The organism is Companilactobacillus nantensis DSM 16982 (assembly GCF_001435815.1).
GTDB classification, from domain to species: domain Bacteria; phylum Bacillota; class Bacilli; order Lactobacillales; family Lactobacillaceae; genus Companilactobacillus; species Companilactobacillus nantensis.
The window spans coordinates 1-17,075 of the sequence record NZ_AZFV01000020.1 but is presented as its reverse complement, the minus strand read 5'-3'; the positions used below and the strand labels follow the sequence as shown (position 1 = coordinate 17,075).

At 37.7% G+C, this 17,075-nt stretch carries 13 protein-coding genes; 10 read left to right on the top strand and 3 right to left on the bottom strand.

Going from position 1 to position 17,075, the window contains the following annotated elements:
- Positions 1–41: 41 nt before the first annotated feature.
- The 5 genes from purR to mscL all read left to right on the top strand — a co-directional run bounded on the left by purR (position 42) and on the right by mscL (position 5,545).
- Positions 42–884, top strand: a complete 843-nt coding sequence (gene purR, locus FD31_RS09265; RefSeq protein WP_057892500.1) for a pur operon repressor — start codon at positions 42–44, stop codon at positions 882–884.
- A gap of 74 nt (positions 885–958) precedes the next feature.
- A complete protein-coding gene (gene glmU / locus FD31_RS09260) occupies positions 959–2,347 on the top strand; it encodes a bifunctional UDP-N-acetylglucosamine diphosphorylase/glucosamine-1-phosphate N-acetyltransferase GlmU (protein WP_057892499.1) in 1,389 nt (462 codons plus the stop codon).
- Between the two features lie 14 nt (positions 2,348–2,361).
- The gene (locus tag FD31_RS09255) at positions 2,362–3,345 is read left to right on the top strand and encodes a ribose-phosphate diphosphokinase (RefSeq protein ID WP_057892498.1); all 984 of its coding nucleotides are present in this window, start codon (positions 2,362–2,364) and stop codon (positions 3,343–3,345) included.
- Positions 3,346–3,650: 305 nt separating this feature from the next.
- The gene (locus tag FD31_RS09250; protein ID WP_083483635.1) at positions 3,651–4,685 is read left to right on the top strand and encodes a hypothetical protein; all 1,035 of its coding nucleotides are present in this window, start codon (positions 3,651–3,653) and stop codon (positions 4,683–4,685) included.
- Positions 4,686–5,134: 449 nt separating this feature from the next.
- Positions 5,135–5,545: a large conductance mechanosensitive channel protein MscL gene (gene mscL, locus FD31_RS09245; RefSeq protein WP_057892496.1), complete on the top strand. Its 411-nt coding sequence runs from the start codon at positions 5,135–5,137 to the stop codon at positions 5,543–5,545.
- A gap of 289 nt (positions 5,546–5,834) precedes the next feature.
- On the opposite strand, the gene FD31_RS09240 is transcribed toward mscL, so the two are convergent.
- The 3 genes from FD31_RS09240 to FD31_RS09230 all read right to left on the bottom strand — a co-directional run bounded on the left by FD31_RS09240 (position 5,835) and on the right by FD31_RS09230 (position 10,325).
- Positions 5,835–7,529 carry a glycerol-3-phosphate dehydrogenase/oxidase gene (locus FD31_RS09240; RefSeq protein ID WP_057892495.1) on the bottom strand — a complete coding sequence of 565 codons (1,695 nt, stop codon included), beginning with the start codon at positions 7,527–7,529 and terminating at the stop codon, positions 5,835–5,837.
- A 640-nt stretch (positions 7,530–8,169) separates the two neighbouring features.
- Positions 8,170–9,513 carry an HD domain-containing protein gene (locus FD31_RS09235; RefSeq protein ID WP_057892494.1) on the bottom strand — a complete coding sequence of 448 codons (1,344 nt, stop codon included), beginning with the start codon at positions 9,511–9,513 and terminating at the stop codon, positions 8,170–8,172.
- On the bottom strand, positions 9,513–10,325 hold the full coding sequence (locus tag FD31_RS09230; RefSeq protein WP_057892493.1) for a lipoate--protein ligase family protein: 813 nt from the start codon (positions 10,323–10,325) through the stop codon (positions 9,513–9,515). Before FD31_RS09230 ends, FD31_RS09235 begins: the two co-directional genes overlap by 1 nt.
- 657 nt (positions 10,326–10,982) lie before the next feature.
- Here FD31_RS09230 and FD31_RS09225 point away from each other — a divergent pair.
- The 5 genes from FD31_RS09225 to abc-f all read left to right on the top strand — a co-directional run bounded on the left by FD31_RS09225 (position 10,983) and on the right by abc-f (position 16,969).
- On the top strand, positions 10,983–11,423 hold the full coding sequence (locus FD31_RS09225; protein ID WP_057892492.1) for a YwiB family protein: 441 nt from the start codon (positions 10,983–10,985) through the stop codon (positions 11,421–11,423).
- A gap of 46 nt (positions 11,424–11,469) precedes the next feature.
- The gene (gene rpoE, locus FD31_RS09220; RefSeq protein WP_057892491.1) at positions 11,470–12,132 is read left to right on the top strand and encodes a DNA-directed RNA polymerase subunit delta; all 663 of its coding nucleotides are present in this window, start codon (positions 11,470–11,472) and stop codon (positions 12,130–12,132) included.
- Positions 12,133–12,297: 165 nt separating this feature from the next.
- Positions 12,298–13,911, top strand: a complete 1,614-nt coding sequence (locus FD31_RS09215) for a CTP synthase (protein WP_057892490.1) — start codon at positions 12,298–12,300, stop codon at positions 13,909–13,911.
- Positions 13,912–13,951: 40 nt separating this feature from the next.
- Positions 13,952–15,232 (top strand): UDP-N-acetylglucosamine 1-carboxyvinyltransferase, encoded by a 1,281-nt coding sequence (locus FD31_RS09210; RefSeq protein WP_057892489.1) that lies wholly within the window; start codon positions 13,952–13,954, stop codon positions 15,230–15,232.
- Positions 15,233–15,475: 243 nt separating this feature from the next.
- Complete coding sequence (gene abc-f, locus FD31_RS09205) at positions 15,476–16,969, top strand: ribosomal protection-like ABC-F family protein (RefSeq protein WP_057892488.1); 1,494 nt, start codon at positions 15,476–15,478, stop codon at positions 16,967–16,969.
- Positions 16,970–17,075: the final 106 nt, after the last annotated feature.

The following is a 17,075-nucleotide window of genomic DNA, read 5'->3' as shown; positions in this document are numbered from 1 at the left end:
TTATAATCTTGTAGGAAGATATGTTTTTAGGAGAAAAAAAGATGAAAACACGAAGAAGCGAACGATTAATTGACATGACTCGCTATTTATTGGAACGACCACATACATTGATTTCTTTAGCATTTTTTGCTGATCGTTATGAATCAGCTAAGTCATCAATATCTGAGGATTTAGGAATTTTACGTAGAACTTTCATGATTCGGGGGATTGGAGTTCTCGAAACATTGCCTGGAGCTGGTGGTGGTGTGATTTTTACACCGGGAATCTCTAAGAAAGAAGCTACTGAATTTGTTGGAAATACTTCAAAACGCCTTGTTGAACCTAATCGGATTTTGCCAGGTGGCTATTTGTATTTAACTGATTTATTGGCTGATCCAGAATTATTGAGAACAGTTGGGCGAATGATTGCTACTCAATATTCTCAAAGCTCAATTGACGTCGTTATGACGGTGGCTACAAAGGGTATACCAATTGCACAAAGCGTTGCGAATTTCTTGAACATTCCGTTTGTGATTGTTCGTCGTGATTCTAAGATTACTGAAGGCTCAACAATTAGTGTGAACTATGCTTCAGGATCATCAGATCGAGTCGAAAAGATGGAACTTTCAAAACGTAGTTTGGATGAAGGCTCACGTGTCTTGGTAGTTGATGACTTTATGAAAGGCGGCGGTACTATTAATGGTTTGCGTAGTTTGATTTCTGAATTTAATGCCATTTTTGTTGGTGCAACAGTCTTTGCTGAGAATATCAACATGCACAGCCAATTCAGTGACGCGGAGATTACGTCGATTTTTAAAGTAACTAAAATTGATACACAAAATAAGATTTTGAATGTTGAACCAGGAAATTATTTAGCTAATACCGATTTCAGTTATTTTGAATAAATTCTTGATTGAGCAGTCATATATAATAATGCTATTATATATAAGGATATTTGAATGACTGAAGGGAGTTTCTGATGTCGAATCGTTATGTAATAATTCTTGCTGCTGGGAAAGGCACAAGAATGAAGTCTAGATTATACAAAGTTTTACATCCTGTTGCAGGTAGAGCCATGGTTGACCACGTCCTAACTCAAGTAGAAAAAGTCCAACCGGACATGATCGAAACAGTTATTGGTAATGGTGCCGATAAGGTTGAGGAATTACTTGGTGATAGAACAAAGTACGCTTTGCAATCTGAACAATTAGGAACAGGACATGCTGTTTTACAAACTGAAAAAGATTTAGGTGCCAAAGATGGTATTACACTGGTTGCGACTGGTGATACACCATTGTTTACTTCTGACACATTTGAAAAATTGTTTGATTTTCATGAAAAAGAAGGTGCTGCTGCCACAATTTTGACAGCCCACGCTGACGATCCATTTGGTTACGGTCGCATTGTTCGCGATGGTAACGGTAATGTGGAAAAGATTGTTGAACAAAAAGATGCTTCAAGAAGTGAACAAGAAATTCAAGAAATCAATACTGGTGTTATTTGCTTTGATAACAAATTGTTGTTTGAAAACTTACATAAAGTTAAGAACGACAACGCTCAAGGTGAATACTATTTACCAGATGTGATTTCATTGCTTAAGCAACAAGGTAAGAAAGTTTCTGCCTATCAAATGGCTGACCTTTCAGAATCATTAGGTGTTAATGATCGTGTAGCCTTGGCTAAAGCTGAAAAAATCATGCAAAGAAGAATCAATGAAGCTCATATGCGTGATGGCGTTACAATTGTTGATCCTGACAATACATATATCGATGTTGATGTTGAAATTGGCAACGATACTGTTATTGAGCCTAATGTTAAGATTTTTGGTCAAACAAAGATTGGCTCAGAATGTGTAATTGGTTCTGGTTCCAGAATTTCCGATTCAGAGATTCAAGATAATGTTGAAGTAATTAGTTCAACTATTGAAAGTGCCATTATGCACAAGGGTAGCAATGTTGGCCCTAATTCACACCTCAGACCAAAAGCTGAAATCGGTCGTGATGTTCATATTGGTAATTTCTGTGAAATTAAAAATGCTAAAATTGGTGACAGAACTAAGGTAGGGCACTTATCATATGTTGGTGATGCTACACTTGGAACTGATATCAATGTTGGTTGTGGTGTCGTCTTCGTAAACTATGATGGCGTTAAGAAGTGGCATAGTAATATTGGTGACCATTCATTTATTGGTAGCAACTCAAACATTGTTGCTCCAGTTGAAATGTCTGACCACTCATTTATTGCTGCGGGTTCAACCATTACCAACGATATTCCTAAGCATGCAATGGCTATTGCACGTCAAAGACAAACAAATAAAGAAGATTTTTGGGATAGATTACCACTATCAAATAGTGAAGATTGGAAATAAGGGTGAATAATTAAATGTCATGTCAAAATAACGAACGACCAATGAAGATTTTTGCATTGAACTCAAACAAACCTTTAGCAGAAAAAATTGCTAAAGAGGTTGGTGTACCACTAGGTAAATCATCAGTTACACGTTTCAGTGATGGTGAAATCCAAATTAATATTGATGAAAGTATTCGTGGTTCAGAAGTATTCTTGATTCAATCAACTTCAGCTCCAGTTAACGATAACTTGATGGAACTATTGATCATGGTTGATGCTCTTAGACGTGCATCAGCTTCAGTTATTAACGTTGTGATTCCATATTACGGTTATGCTCGTCAAGATCGTAAGTCACGTTCACGTGAACCTATTACAGCTAAGTTAGTTGCTAATATGTTAGAACGTGCCGGAGTAGACCGTGTTCTTGCACTTGATCTCCATGCTGCACAAATCCAAGGATTCTTTGATATCCCAGTTGATCACTTGATGGGTGCCCCATTATTGGCTGATTACTTCTTAACAAATCATCTAGAAGAAGGCGCTGTTGTTGTTTCACCTGATCATGGTGGTGTTACACGTGCCAGAAAACTAGCTGAATTCTTGAAGACACCAATTGCCATCATTGATAAACGTAGACCTCGTGCTAACGTTGCCGAAGTTATGAACATTATTGGTAATGTTAAAGGCAAACGTGCAATCATTATCGATGATATGATTGATACAGCAGGTACAATTTCATTAGCATCACAAGCACTTATCGATGCCGGTGCTACTGAAGTTTATGCATGTTGTACACACCCAATTCTTTCAGGTCCAGCTATCGAAAGAATTGAAGCATCACCAATCAAGACTTTGGTTGTGACAGATTCAATCAACCTTCCTAAGGAAAAGATTATTGATAAGATGGTTCAAGTTTCAGTTGGACCACTTATCGGTGAAGCTATCAAACGTGTCCACGATAATGACCCAGTAAGTCCATTGTTCAATACACGTTTCGAAAGAAAAGCTGCTAAATAAAAGAGGGCGAAGGACGACGCATAGATTTATAAAGTTTTCCTAGCTTCACGAATTATCCGCGTATTTTGCGGATAGTTTGGGAAGCGTAGAAAACTTTATGAATCTGTCGTCCGCAGCCCGTTTCAGAGCCACTGCCAAAACTACCGGCCCTAAAACGACACTGCCTAAAAATAATGAAATTAAAAAAGTTAGTAATCGAAATTTTGATTACTAACTTTTTTTAATTTGGTAAATGATTTAATCCCATCAGACTTCGTGATATTATGAGCAATAGATAGGCCGATTCTAGACCGAATTGGGGTGATATGATGAAACAGTATAAAGTAATTGTTTGGGGTCTCGGTAATGTTGGCCGGGCTGCCATTAGAATGATTCAAGAAAAAGAATCTTTACAGTTAGTCGCTGCCGTTGATGTTGATCCTAAGAAGATTGGCAAGGATGCCGGAGAAATTTTTGATTTTCCTAAGACTGGTATCACGGTAACGGACGACATCGATACAGCTTTAAAGCTGGATGCAGATGTTGTTTTAGATTACACACCTTTGGTTCGTGATGAAAAAGGTGGTTTCACACCAAGTGCAGTGGACGTTTGTCGTGTTTTGAAAGCTAAGAAAAATGTTGTAACGACGTTACCAATTTATTATTCTCAAGCTACAACACCAGATCTTTATAAGATGATTAACGATACTGCCAAAGAGAATGGTGTTTCATATTTACCAACAGGTTTGTTGCCAGGTGCATATGCCTCATATATTCCAACTATTTTAGCAGGATTGATGGGTCGAGTTGATAAAATCACAGTTCAATCAGGTGAAGATGATCAACACAACTATTCAAGCTGGGTCAAAGTCTTTGGTTACGGCATGGATCCGGATAAATTCCCACAAGATAGACTCAAATTAGGAATTGCATCATATTACGTTTCAGGTGTTTACGAAATGGGCGAGCGTTTAGGATTTAAGTTCGACGACATGAAGATTGAACATCAATGGTACACAGCTCCTGAAGATTTACACCCAACATTTGGCACAGTTAAAAAAGGTACTCTTTGTGGACACAAATTTACGATGAGTGGCATGGTTGATGGCGAAGCTAAAGTTAGCTTGATTTACGTTCATAAGATTTGTGATGATGTTGTTAAGACACCTGCAATTGACAATAAGATTCACATCGAAGGGCTACCGAAGACATTGGACATTAGTATCGACGGAATGATGCCTTTGGATGAAAGTTATGTCACAAGTGCCGCCCCAAGTGTCAATGTTATTCCAATGGTCGTTGACGGTGAGAGTGGATTCTTACAAGCGCTTGATTTGAAAGTTGTTACACCTTTAAAGTAGAATTAATTGTGTTAAAAGGGTAATCGTGAGGATTACTCTTTTTGCGATTCATTGTGTGATTTAGTAAATTTAAAGTATGGATATAACCTATTTTTCTAGGTGATTATGGTAAAAATATAACAAATTGTCATTCATCAACAAAGAATTAGCTGGAAAGAGCAAGAATTTAGGTCGCTGTGAAGGTGGCGTTGGCGCTTTAGCGCCTACACCACGGGACGAGTTTTGAAACTCGTGGTTTTTGCGAGGTTCAAAATCGAGGTTCGAGACCGCCTTTTGGCTCGAACCGGTCCCCATAGCGACCTAAATTTCTTGCTCTTGGAAGCGGCACATTTCAAACCAATTAAAATTTAAATAAAAATTAATCACGCTACTTTAATTTTTCTCAAAATATAGTAAAGTGAAGTTTGTACTTTGAAAAAGGTAATATCAATGAAGGAGATTTGGCGAGAATGTTTAAGGAATTCCAAGAATTTATTTCCCGTGGTACTGTTGTTGACTTAGCTGTCGGTGTTATCGTTGGTGCTGCCTTTAATAACCTAGTATCAGCGATTACTACATACCTTTTGAATCCGCTAATCGGACTCTTTATTGGACAAATTGATCTATCAGATATGAAGTTTCAAGTTTTAGGAGCTAATTTTTTAATTGGTGACCTAATCAATGCTTTGATCAATTTCCTAATCATTATGTTTGTGGTCTTTATGATTGTTAAGATGATGAACAAAATGCGCCGTGACGGTTCACGTAGTAAGTTTGATCAGAATGGTGAAGAAATACCTGACCCACAAACTGAATACTTACAACAAATCCGTGATTTATTAAGATATCAACAAAGAAATGACCATAATAATCGATATTAAGGTTTCCGCCTCCGGTCACGATGGAGTTCTACCTGCTGTGGGACCGGCGAAAGCCAAGGTCTTTCGCCTCGATTTTGAGCTTTGCAAAGTTCGCAAATCTCAAAATACGTCCGTGATGTAAGAACGGAAAAGCACCGTCCTAACATCACTTTCACTGCTGGTAGACTCCATCATGACCTCCGGCTAGAGTATTGCTCTCTAGTTTGATAGAGGTGTAGTTTTTAAAACTTAATACAAAATAAAGTCCTCGTTGCAATCGTTTTGATTGTTGCGAGGACTTTTTTCAATTTTATTGTTTACGATAAGCAGCGTATTTTTGTTTAATTTCGCTTAAATCAGTTAAAGCTAATTTTTCGTTAACTTCGTCTGTCATTGCTTGTTTGGTATCGTCGTCCCAGTCATAATATTTGCTCATGTATTCAATCACTGGTGTTTTGATACTCTTCATGTGATTGATATCGAACAACATTTGGCTGCTACGACGGAGTAGATAGTCGATAGGGTGTTCCACCATTTCGAATTGTAAACCGTAATTTAACATTGCCCAGTCAATTCTTGGTAGGCGAGCTTTAGTTTTAGTTTCTGGTAATAATGCATAAACGTCTTTAATGTTGGAGCCGTAACGTTGAACTAATTTTTCAGCCTCCTCACGTTCCAAGCTGTAATTGATAATGCCTTCATGAACTTCTTTGTCGAAAAATTCCATCCAGCCTTTATCGCCACCAACGTCACCACCGGACAAAGCTAAATCTTGGGTGATAGTTGCTTTGAATTCGTATTCTGTTTCTACGGTTAATTGTTCAGCAACACGATTGACGATTTTTTCGGCCATCTTACGATAACCAGTTAGTTTTCCACCGGCAATTGATAACAAGTCGGAATCTGATTGGAAAATTTCGTCTTTACGTGAGATTTCAGAAGGTGATTTACCTTCTTCTTGAATCAATGGTCTGACACCCGACCAACCACTCTCCACGTCATCAGGGGTTAAGTATTCTGGTAGGTCAAACATCTGATTAGCAGCTGCTAAGATATAGGTAACATCTGTTGCAGTAATATTAGGCTCCTTGGGATCTTCGGTCCAAGTTGTATCAGTTGTTCCAATGTAAGTTTTGCCTTCACGAGGAATAGCAAACATCATACGTCCATCGTGGAAAGGTGTATCAAAGTAAACGGAATTTGAAATAGGGAACTTGTCGTGATCAATGACTAAGTGAACCCCTTTTGTCAGGTGCAAATGTTTACTCTTATCGGAATTATCCATTTGTCTAATTTCATCTACCCATGGGCCACAGGCATTAATAACTTTCCTAGCCTGAATTTCACCAGTTGTACCATCGAGAAGATTTTTGAAAATAACTCCACAAATTTTATTATTAGCATCGTAAAGGAGTCCGGTTGCCTTAACATAGTTAGCAATTAATGCACCTTCAGAATTAGCTTTCTTTAAAACTTCGAGTGTTAAACGTGCATCGTCTGTTCGATATTCAACGTAAACACCGGCACCTTTCATGTTTTCACCCTTGAGATATGGTTCACGTTCCAAGGCATCGTGGGCATTGAGCATGTATTTACGTTCTGAACGTTTGACTTGTGCTAAGCGGTCGTAAACATCTAATCCGATAGCTGTTGTGAAGGGTCCAAATGTTCCATCATCGTAAAATGGCAACATCATTTTGAGTGGTGTCGTAACGTGAGGAGCATTGTTATAAACCAAAGCACGTTCACTACCAACTTCATGGACTTCTTTGACAGCTGCTTGCTTGAGATAACGGAGTCCGCCGTGAACTAATTTAGTTGAACGGCTGGATGTCCCGGATGCGAAATCACGCATTTCGATTAAGCCAGTTTGGATACCTCTTGTTTGAGCATCAAGGGCAATACCACTTCCGGTAATACCGCCACCAATTACTAATAAATCTAATACTTCATCTTGCATTTTTTGCAAGTTGTTTGATCTAGTCTGATTGGAAAATTCTGTCATGATGACCTCCTGTATTTTACACATTCTGGCAAAATAAGCATAAGCTCATCTGCTGAAAATTGCACAAAAAAGATATCAAAATATGTTAGCTTTATTTTAATAAAATAACGGAGAAGTTGAAAGCGATTTCTATGATTATCTTGAAATTTAATTATGTTATGCCGCCTCCAGAAGCAAGAAATTTAGGTCGCTATGGGGACCGCCGACAGCCTTGTGTCTTTCGGCTCGATTTTGAACCTCGCACAAAACGCGAGTTTCAAAACTCGTCCCGTGGTGTAAGAGCTAAAGCTCTAACTCCACCTGCACAGCGACCTAAATTCTTGCTTCTTCCGGCTAGTTTATTTTTTGTTTTGAGCCATCGAGCTTTTAGTTGTGATGTATCCAGAACTTAGAAAATAAAACTGGTTATGCCAGCGTATTGCTATCCAATAGGCGCTCGTGTTTAGTTATAGGGCTGACAAAAAAAGAGTTTGGGACAAAACCATTATTATCCCCAAACATGCAGCATAAACGTGGAACAAAACATAGCTTTTTCCGCGTAAACCAAATAAGAGCAGCAATCCAAAATCGGATTACCGCTCTTATTTGCCTTAATGCTCGAAAGCTGAACATGTTTTGTCCCACTCTCTCCGTTAGAATTTCATTTAACTATTTTGTCATTATGAATATGTTTTTGAAATTCGTCATAATCGTCGCTGAAAATATCGTCAGCGTGTTGAATCAACATTGATTTAGGGAAGTAGAAACGTTCATCACCTAAAATACGGCCTGTTAGAGCATTGACCAAACGACTGACGGTTGATAGTTCTAGTAATGAACCGTCGTCTTGCATAATTTCAATTTGAGTACGGCTCTTGTTGGAATTAGGATTGTAAACATCGTATGGTAAATCGTAACTAGTATTAGTAGCTGTGTAATAGTCTTTATCAAAGCCAACATTTTCGACGATATCGGCTAGTTCCGGAAGGATATGTTCAGTCGTGTTATCATATTCTGATGACTTGAAAGGTTTTCTAGATAAGAAACGATAAGCTAAATCTTTGAGAATCTCGTCAGGATAACTTTGCCAAAGGGTGAAGTAGGTATTCAAAATTCCATCATCGAGTAGAAGGTAATCATCAATAGTAACTTTATTTTCGAAAAATGGGATGAGTAGACTTGGCATTTCAAAACCGTTCATATGATTGTGTTCGTATAAATCTTTGGCACGTTGCAAAAGTTTGGTTAAAACAACCTCCATACCACGAGAAACTGGGTGGAAATAAACTTGTTGATACATTTGGAAACGGCTGACGATGTAATCTTCCACCGCGTGCATCCCATCTTTATCAAAAGCAATGCCACCTTTGTAAGGACGCATTACTCGCAAGATTCTAGTTAAATCGAACATTCCATATTTTGTACCTGTAAAGTAAGCATCACGGAGTAGGTAATCCATTCGATCAGCGTCAACTTGACTGGAAATCATTTGAACGACTTGTGGATTAGGGTAAGTGTGAGCAATGACACCGGCAACTTTTTCAGGAAAGTCATCAGATACTTGGCGTAAAACAGCATTAATTTCCGTTTCAGGCGAAGTAATGATCTTTTGGGTCCACATTTCATGATCGGTGTTAAAAATATGTTCAAACGTGTGTGAGTACGCACCATGACCAACGTCATGTAAGAGGGCAGCACAGAGAGCGACGATTCGTTCGTTGTCATCCCAAAGACCGTCACCAGGTGTTTTAGTTGGATAATTACGTTGGAAGTTATCACATATTTGACGAGTGATTTCGTAAACTCCCATACAGTGAGTAAAACGAGAGTGTTCAGCACCTTGGAAAGTGAACGATGAAGTACCTAGTTGTTTAACTCGGCGTAAACGTTGAAATTCCTTGGTATTGATCAAGTCGAGAATGACTTTGTGTTGAATATGAATATAATTATGAATCGGATCACGGAAAACTTTTTCACGTGGTAACATTTGAACGTTGTATGACATTATTTGTCCTCCAATAAAATTTTATTGCGTTTGATTAAGTCGGTTAGTGTTGCGTTGTAGGCTTCTTGATAAGGTAGGGAATTTTGAACGATGAAGAATTCTTCCCGATTGATATCGTATTCCTGAGTTATTACATTAAGAATGGCTTGCTTAGCTTGGTCAATGGAAAGGTTCCGATTCAATAATGAATCCAAATTTTCCATGGCATGCAAATCAATTTCAGGATACTCAAAACGGGGATGCTTTGGAAAGTTGCTGATTTCATAAAAATCTTTCATCAACTGACTGCGCTGTTTTTGGTCGCCATTGATGCTAATATAAGCCATGACAGCGACCGCATTTCCAGCTCGGCGTTGCGAAATCCCAGCAAATTTTTGGCCACCGATACTGAGATCATAAGTACCTGGACAATAAGAACGTGTTATTTCACCTGTTTCGATACGATTAGAGAAAGCTTGTTTTAATAAGGAATACATTTTTTCGTAAGCATCATCAATTTGTAAATTATCTTTATCAGGTAAAAAGAGCGTGCAGTTTAAAATACCTTCATCGGTCACAACACCAAGTCCACCGGAATTACGTAAGTAAAAAAGATAATCTTTTTCGGATAACATACTTAAGCCTGCTTGTAGATTAAGCAGACGTTTATCTTGCATACCTAGAATGACCGTTGGTGGAGTAACCCAAAAATGAAGTACCGGCTGATGATTTTCGGAGACAAATTTCAAAATAGCACCAGTGTCTGAAAATGGAACAAGCATATCTTTGTTAGAGCTAATTTGTTGGTCGTATAATATAATAGTATTGTTCACTTAATCACTTCTTTTAATTTAGTCAAGTTAGATGGTTCACTGCCGCCTGCGGAAGCGAATACGATGAAATGCTGTGGGGACCGGTCCGAGCCAAGGTCTCGAACCTCGCTTTTGAACTTCACGAAAAGCGTGTGAATTTCAAAAGTCGCCCCGTGGTGTAAGAACGGCAAAACCAGCCGTCCTAACGCCACCTTCACAGCATTACATCATATTCGCTTCCTCCGGCTAGATTATTGTTTGATTATGATTGCTTTTTTATAAATTTAATTTACAGTTGCCGGTAATTCCATAGCTCTTGAAAAGAGGATAAATTTTATTATATTATTCAAGATTTATGGAATTGCCAGCAAACATAAGCTAGTTAAAACTTATAAGTAGATAGTTGAATTAGTTACTTATTTTATAAAAAAATTATTGATAAAAAAGCTGAAAAACAACTTAGCTGGAGGGTGTGAACGATGTAACCAGCTGTGAAGGTGCTGTTAGGACTTTAGTCCTTACAGCACGGGACGTCTTTTAAGACTTGCGGTTTGTGCAAGGCTTAAAAGCGAGATTCGAGACCTTGGCTCGAATCGGTCCCCATAGCAGGTTAACATCGTTCACACCCGGAGGCGGCAATCAATTAATATAATTTTATCATGTAGAGGCTGTAGGGTATTGGAAAATAATAGTTTTGATGTAAATGTTGAATTAAATATTGAAACATTGCAATCTGGAGAATTAACACATACGAAAATTTCTGAACCGGGTAAGTTTACTCAGATCGGAAATTCAATCTATTTGAAATTTAACGAGAGTCTAGAAAATAATGATAAGGCTTCGATCTTAGTTAAGATTACGGAAAAAGGTGAGATTCATGTTAAACGTGTTGCTAAGTCGACTAATTTAGCATCGTTGTTATATTTTACACACCAAGAACATAACAATGGTCACCTTGAGACTGAATATGGTGTTTTGCCATTAGACACATATACCAAGGATTCAAAGGTCGAAATTGTAAGTAATCCGCTTTCTGGAAAAATAAACATTGATTATGATTTGATTTACGACAATAATGTAGTAGGTAATTATAAGTTTAGATTGATTTTTAGTGCTTAGGTCTATATCATTATAAGTAAGACGCTGCGAAAGGACGTGTACACGTTTGAAGTTTGATAAATTCAAGGATCAAAACAAGGACGAGCTCTCATTGATTGAGGTTGCCTATGAGATTCTAAACAACAACAATAAAGAAGTAATGAACTTCTCAGATATCGTTAATGAAATTCAAGATTATTTGGGCAAGTCTGATGATAAAATTAAGGAAGCACTTCCACAATTTTATACAGATTTAAATAATGACGGTAGTTTTCTTTCACTCGGCGAAAATGTTTGGGGTCTACGTAAGTGGTATCCATATGATTCAGTCGATGAAGAAGTAAATCACCCTGAGGATAATGGTACTGAAAATACTCATAAAGCTGCACAAAAGGTTAATGCCTTCTTGAGTGACGATGATGAAGATGACGATGTTGTCGATTACGATGATGACAGTGATTTGAGTGTATCTGATATGGATGACGACGATGACGAATCAGATGGCTCATCAGATAATGGTCCTGACTTATCTAAGTTCACTAATTCAGATTTGACATCAGTTGATGATGACGATGATGATGAACACGACGACAGTCTTGAAGATGGTATCGAAGGTCAATTGTCAGAATTTGACGCTGACGACGACGATGAAGATATCGATCTTTCAGATGACGACGATGATGACGAAGACGACGACATTGATGATGATGACGAAGATAGCAATAAATAAGTTGAATTTTTTGAATTAAAAGTTTGACGACTCGAACATATCACGGTATTATATAGTTCGGGCTCTATTAGATAGACAAATTCAAGTTCCCTGTTCATGTTGAATAGGGGACTTTTTTATTTTTGCGATTAAGAAATCCCTAGAATTAATATGTGGAGGAAAGTTATGACAAAATACATTTTTATTACAGGTGGAGTCGTTTCATCATTAGGTAAAGGGATTGTTGCCGCATCCCTTGGTAGACTATTAAAGAATCGCGGCCTTAAGGTGACAATGCAAAAATTTGATCCTTATATTAACGTGGACCCAGGTACAATGAGCCCATATCAACACGGTGAAGTTTATGTTACTAACGATGGTACGGAAACTGACCTTGATTTGGGACACTATGAAAGATTTATCGATAACGATTTGAACAAATATTCAAACGTTACTACCGGTAAGATCTATTCTGAAGTAATTCGTCGCGAACGTCACGGTGATTACAACGGAGCAACTGTCCAAGTAATTCCACATATTACAGATATGATCAAACAAAAAATTATGCGTGCTGCTACAACAACTGATTCAGACGTTATCATTACTGAAGTCGGTGGTACTGTTGGTGATATTGAATCACAACCATACCTAGAAGCATTGCGTCAAATGAAAGCCGAAGTTGGCTCAGAAAACGTTGTTTACATTCATACGTCACTAGTACCTTACTTGAAGGCTGCTGGAGAAATGAAAACAAAACCAACTCAACACAGTGTTAAAGAATTACGTGGGATTGGTATCCAACCTAACATCCTAGTTGTTAGAACTGAATTGCCAATGCCACAAAACATGAAAGACAAGATTGCATCATTCTGTGATGTTGACTCAGAGGCAGTTATCGAATCACGTGATGCTAGTTCACTTTACGATATTCCTTTGAACTTACAAGCTCAAAACTTCGATGATATCGTTTGTCGTTACCTACACTTAGATACTAAGAAAGCTGACATGGCAAACTGGAACAAGCTAGTTGACCGTGTTCACAACTTGAAACACAAGACAAAGATCACTTTAGTTGGTAAATATACAAAGTTACAAGATGCATATATTTCCGTTACAGAAGCTTTACGTGCTGCAGGATATGCTTATAATACAGAGATAGAACTAGAAAAAATTTCAGCTGACCTTATTACTGAAGATAACGTTGCTGATTATCTAAAGGATTCTGATGGTATCCTAGTACCTGGTGGTTTTGGTAGCCGTGGTCTTGAAGGTATGATCACAACTATTAAGTATGCCCGTGAACATGATGTGCCATATCTTGGAATTTGTTTAGGTATGCAAATGGCAAGTATTGAATTTGCTAGAAACGTCGCTGGTATCAAAGATGCTACAACTGGTGAAGTTGATGCTAATGCTCCACACAAGGTTATCGATATCATGGCTGATAAGAAAGATGTCGAAGATCGTGGTGGTACTTTACGTTTGGGTGCTTATCCATGTAAACTAAAAGAAGGTTCAAAAGCAGCTGCTGCCTATGATAACCAATCAGTTATCCAAGAAAGACATCGTCACAGATATGAATTTAACAATGAATATCGTAAACAATTCGAAGATCTTGGCTTAGTATTCTCAGGTGTTTCACCAGACAACCGTTTGGTCGAAGTAATTGAAATTCCTGAAAACAAGTTCTTCGTTGCTGCTCAATACCATCCAGAATTCTTATCAAGACCTACTAAACCAGAGGGCTTGTTCAAGGGATTCATCGGTGCAGCTTCAGGCCTTGAAGAAGACAACATGTAGTCTTCTTTTGAAGTAGTTAAATATAGTTAGGAAAAAGCTTATGCAAAAACTTGTAATCAACGGTGGAAAGAAATTGTCGGGTGAAGTGACTATTGGTGGTGCTAAAAACAGTACCGTAGCGTTGATTCCTGCAGCCATTTTATCTGATACACCTGTAGTGTTAGATTCTGTTCCCCAAATTAGAGATGTAAAAAATTTACGTTCTATTTTGAAAGATATGAACGTTACTTCAGAAATGAATAATGATGTATTGCGAATTGATCCGACCAAGATCCAATTTGCTGAATTGCCCAGTGGTAAGGTAAGTAGTTTACGTGCCTCATATTATTTTATGGGTGCCATGCTAGGTCGATTCGGTAAAGCTGTAGTCGGTTTTCCCGGCGGCGACGATATTGGACCACGTCCTATTGATCAACATATCAAGGGATTTGAAGCATTAGGTGCACACGTTGAGAACAAACATGGGCAAATCATTATTACAACTCCTGAAGAAGGCCTTAAAGGAGCTAAAATCTTTTTAGACATGGTTTCAGTTGGTGCAACAATCAATGTTATCTTGGCAGCTGTTAAGGCTAAGGGGACAACTGTGATTGAAAATGCAGCCAAAGAACCAGAAATTATTGATTTGGCAACATTCTTGAACAACATGGGTGCCGTTATCCGTGGTGTTGGTACGGAAACAATTCGTATCGAAGGTGTTGATACACTCCGTTCAAACAATGCTCACACTATTATTCCTGATCGAATCGAAGCTGGGACGTATTTAAGTTTAGCCGCAGCTAATGGTGGGGATATTTTGGTTAAAAATATCATCAGTGAACACTTGGATGCCTTTTTGGCTAAAATGGACGAAATGGGTGTTAATTTGGAAGTTGGTGAAGATAGTATTTATGTTAAACCTTCTCCAAACCTTAAAGCAGTTAATATTAAGACAATGCCATATCCAGGTTTTGCAACTGACCTTCAACAACCGATTACGCCTCTTTTGATGGAAGCAAGCGGTGAAGCTATGATTATCGATACTATTTATCCCAAGCGTGTGAAGCACATATCACAATTGACAAAGATGGGTGCCGATATTACGAGTGAAAATGATTTGATTTTTGTTCACGGAGGTGCCAAACTTAAAGGTGCTAATGTAACTGCCGATGAAATCAGAGCCGGTGCTTGTTTGATGATTGCGGGCCTTTTGGCTGACGGTCAAACAGTGATCGACCATGCAGAAAATATTTTACGTGGTTACGATCAAGTCGTTTGGAAGTTGCACTGTTTAGGTGCTGATGTTAAATTAATTGGTGAAGATGATTTAATTGAGTCTTGACAGAAATGATTTAACCTGATAAATTTATTTATATCTTAAAACCAGAGAGGAAGTGCGCCGTTGAGAAATTAAGTTCAAATTTTAAATTATACAAATATAATAAATATTGTGTGTAGTTTGATTTGGCTTATTTTCTCAACAGTGTCTCCTTAAAAATATTAAGGACGCTGTTTAGCGTCCTTTTTTTGTACGAAATTTTTCGTTCAGCCGAATCGATCTGCACCTGAATGAGGGTGTTTTTAAATGGGAACAATACAAATAGAAAACGTAAGCTTTAAATATGATCAAATGGTTGATAACTTGTTCAACTCGTTGGATCTAAAAATTGACGAATCATGGAAACTAGGCTTAATTGGTCGTAATGGTCGTGGCAAGACAACATTATTGAAGCTGCTAATGGGACAGCTCGATTACACCGGCAAGGTCGTTTCAAACCTAAACTTTTATTATTATCCACAAACAGTTGTTAATAAAAATGTGCCAACAATTAAAGTTGTTAAAAACTTGGCACATTTGGAAGATTACGATCTTTGGAAAATTGAAATTGAATTAGATAAATTACAAGTTGACCCCGAAGTTTTGCAACAAGAATTTTCAACATTGAGTCCTGGAGAACGGACTAAAGTATTGTTGGCAATCTTGTTCATTGATGAATCCGGTTTCCAACTGATTGATGAACCAACCAACCACTTGGATATTGAAGGTCGTAAGATTGTTTCTGATTATCTGAAAAGTAAAAAAGGTTTTATCGTTATTAGTCACGACAAGTCATTTTTGAATCCAGTGATTGACCACGTTATTTCCATCAACCGAGCCGATGTGGATGTGTATAAGGGTAATTTTGATACTTGGCAAGAAAACAAGGAACGTCAAGATCAATCAGAAATGAATCAAAAAGATCAATTGAAAAAAGATATTAATCGTCTACATGAAACAGCTGTTAAACGAGAGAACTGGTCCAATCAATCAGAGGCACAAAAGAATAAGAAAAATTACACTGAAAAAGTTAATTTGGACAAAGGCTTCTTGGGTCATAAATCAGCTAAGATGATGAAAAAAGCCAAGACAGCAACGAAACGAGCTAATGAGGCCATTGATGAAAAGCAAAGTTTGTTGAAGAATATTGAGATTGAAGAACCAATTACCTTAAATTACGAAGAAGTTAAACATCCCAATATTTTTGTGACAGTGGATAACTTACAGTTGCAACACGAAGATATTAAGACACCAGTAGTTAATTTCGAATTAAAACGTGACCAAGTATTGGCAGTCTTAGGACCAAACGGAATTGGCAAGACAACAATCTTCAAACAAATCCTCGGATTGCCACAACCTTTTACACAGACAGGCGATATTCATTTGGCAAATAATCTCAAAATTTCTTATTTGAGACAGGACAATGAGTTAGTCGGAAATATCAAACAATTAGCAATCGAAAAAAAGCTTGAACCGGAAATGGTTTATTCAAATCTTCGGAAGTTAGGTTTTGAACGTTATCTATTCGAACAACCAGTAGAAAATATGAGTCAAGGCCAACGAAGAAAAGTAGCGCTGGCAATTAGTTTGTCGGAACCTGCTAATTTATATTTCTGGGACGAACCGTTAAATTATTTAGATGTCATTACGCGGCAACAAATTATTGATGCAATTAAAAAACAGCACCCAACAATGCTGTTAATTGACCATGATCAAGATTTAATCGATGCTGTAGCTACTAAAAAGATTGAATTGAAATAAATTTTTTTATGAGTTGCTATTTATTTAAATAGAAACTAATTATGCTGAAAACAACTAATACTCTAGCCTTCGAGAACCAGAAATTTTGGCAGCAGTGAAGGTGGCG

Coding starts and splice junctions, on each gene's coding strand:
- purR (WP_057892500.1), top strand. CDS start 42: ATGAAAACACGAAGAAGCGAACGATTAATTGACATGACTCGCTATTTA.
- glmU (WP_057892499.1), top strand. CDS start 959: ATGTCGAATCGTTATGTAATAATTCTTGCTGCTGGGAAAGGCACAAGA.
- FD31_RS09255 (WP_057892498.1), top strand. CDS start 2,362: ATGTCATGTCAAAATAACGAACGACCAATGAAGATTTTTGCATTGAAC.
- FD31_RS09250 (WP_083483635.1), top strand. CDS start 3,651: ATGATGAAACAGTATAAAGTAATTGTTTGGGGTCTCGGTAATGTTGGC.
- mscL (WP_057892496.1), top strand. CDS start 5,135: ATGTTTAAGGAATTCCAAGAATTTATTTCCCGTGGTACTGTTGTTGAC.
- FD31_RS09240 (WP_057892495.1), bottom strand. CDS start 7,529: ATGACAGAATTTTCCAATCAGACTAGATCAAACAACTTGCAAAAAATG.
- FD31_RS09235 (WP_057892494.1), bottom strand. CDS start 9,513: ATGTCATACAACGTTCAAATGTTACCACGTGAAAAAGTTTTCCGTGAT.
- FD31_RS09215 (WP_057892490.1), top strand. CDS start 12,298: ATGACAAAATACATTTTTATTACAGGTGGAGTCGTTTCATCATTAGGT.
- FD31_RS09210 (WP_057892489.1), top strand. CDS start 13,952: ATGCAAAAACTTGTAATCAACGGTGGAAAGAAATTGTCGGGTGAAGTG.
- abc-f (WP_057892488.1), top strand. CDS start 15,476: ATGGGAACAATACAAATAGAAAACGTAAGCTTTAAATATGATCAAATG.